At 51.6% G+C, this 1,822-nt stretch carries 1 protein-coding gene and 1 pseudogene; one reads left to right on the forward strand and one right to left on the reverse strand.

Annotated elements, in window-relative coordinates:
- Positions 1-98 precede the first annotated feature (98 nt).
- Entirely contained in the window at positions 99-1,568 is a 1,470-nt protein-coding gene (locus tag QME66_13705) for an IS1182 family transposase (GenBank protein ID MDI6810000.1), read from the forward strand.
- Positions 1,569-1,655: 87 nt separating this feature from the next.
- Here the strand turns inward: QME66_13705 and QME66_13710 are convergent.
- Positions 1,656-1,822: pseudogene (locus QME66_13710) on the reverse strand (family 20 glycosylhydrolase).

Consider the following 1,822-nt stretch of genomic DNA (forward strand, 5'->3'; position numbering starts at 1 on the left):
AGTCAAGGCAATATTTTTTCCAAGAAGATGGTCTTGCCTCTTGACAGCGCGCGATTTCGGTATATATTAGGTACACATCAATTAGCTCAGGAGTACGTATGCGCTATCTCCAACCAGCGGAACGAACACAGTTTGTTCTGATGAACACGTTGGATGATCTCGTGCCGCCGCAGCATCCCGTGCGCATCATCGACACCGTCGTTGAACAAATCGTTGCTGCCAACCATCAAGAGTTTGCCAGTGAACGTGATGACAGTGATCCCGGTCGTCCGGCGTTCGCACCACAAACCATGCTGAAGTTGTTCCTCTATGGCTATTTGATCAATTGTCGAGCATCGCGCAAGTTGGAAGCAGAGACCAAGCGTAACATCGAACTGTTGTGGCTCTTGGGTACACTGTCACCCGATCATTGGGTCATCGCTCACTACCGCCGTGTGCATGGTGACCAGATTAAAGCGGTCACGAAAGCATTTCGCCAATTCTTACACGCCCATGGGTACATCAAAGGAGAGCGTGTGGCCATCGATGGCACGAAGATGAAGGCCAACGCCAAGCGCGAGATGCTCACCGTCGAGAAGATCGAAAAGCGTCTCCACCGTCTGGACGAGCAACTGGAGGAGTATCTGAACAAGCTCGCCGAGAACGATATCCGGGACGATTTAGCCGAGGAACTGGACTGTCTCGATAGTTCTGTTGCCGTGGATCGGTATTTGCTCGACAAAATCATTGCCTTACAAAAACAAGTGGAAGAACTGACGGCACACAAAGCAACCTTAGAAAACTCTGAAAAAGCCTACTTGAGTCCCAGCGATCCTGACGCGTCCCTGATGAAAAGTCGGGATGGCAAAGTTCCCGCCTATAATGTGCAATCAGTGGTAGACGATGCCTACCACATGATCGCAGCAACGGAAGTTCTGACTGAGCAAGACGATCATGCAGCGCTTCCCCGCATGGTCGAGGCGGTACAGAAGGAACTCGGCATGACGCCCAACGAGATCACTGCTGACAAAGGCTACTACACGCCCGATTGTCTCCAGCAGATAGAGACCACAACGGGTGCCACGTGTTATGTGCCTCCTCCCGGCAAAGACAGGCACGCATCCCCTGTGAGATTTCACTACGACGCCTCCACCGACATCTATACCTGCTCAGCCGGCAGAGTACTTGTGCTCCACCAGAAGAACAAGCGCAGGAACACTAGCCTGGCCAATGTCTATCAGGGTACCCAATGCGCTGACTGTGACCTCCGTGCACAGTGTACAACATCCGGGCATGGACGCATCGTGCATCGCTACCACAACCAAGACTGGCGCGATCGGTTCCGTGAGCGCATGGAGCAAGCCAGCAGCAAAGCGGTCATTGCCCTGCGCAAATGTCTGGTGGAACATCCCTTCGGTACCATCAAACTCTGGGGTGGCAAACTCCCTTTGTTGCTTCGCGGTGTGCCCAAGGTTACCATCGAAATCAATTTGTATGCAACAACTTACAATCTGAGAAGGTTGTTCAATTGTACAACGTGGGAAACGTTGACCGACCAAGTCACTTCGCACTCATGGAAACTCGCATGACCTAACGAGGAAACATATGCTCTGTTCTGACAGCCAATCGTCTCAACAGAGACTAGCCCATGGCTACCTGCAAGTTAATTCTCACACAAGCTCTGTAAGCCGTGGATACTTCTTGATCTCAATTCGCCACCCCTGATCTTCTGTCAAATGCCAGTGGAATGTATTCATCTTGTACGTCGCAAGCAGATCGATGTATCTCTTGACGGAATCCTTGGAGAAGAAATGCCTGCCGACATCGAGATGCATGCCCCGCC

This window comes from Candidatus Eisenbacteria bacterium, from assembly GCA_030017955.1.
GTDB lineage: Bacteria > Eisenbacteria > RBG-16-71-46 > JASEGR01 > JASEGR01 > JASEGR01.

What these genes read in the sequence shown, in the direction of transcription:
- QME66_13705 (MDI6810000.1), top strand. Translation starts at nt 99, where the DNA reads ATGCGCTATCTCCAACCAGCGGAACGAACACAGTTTGTTCTGATGAAC.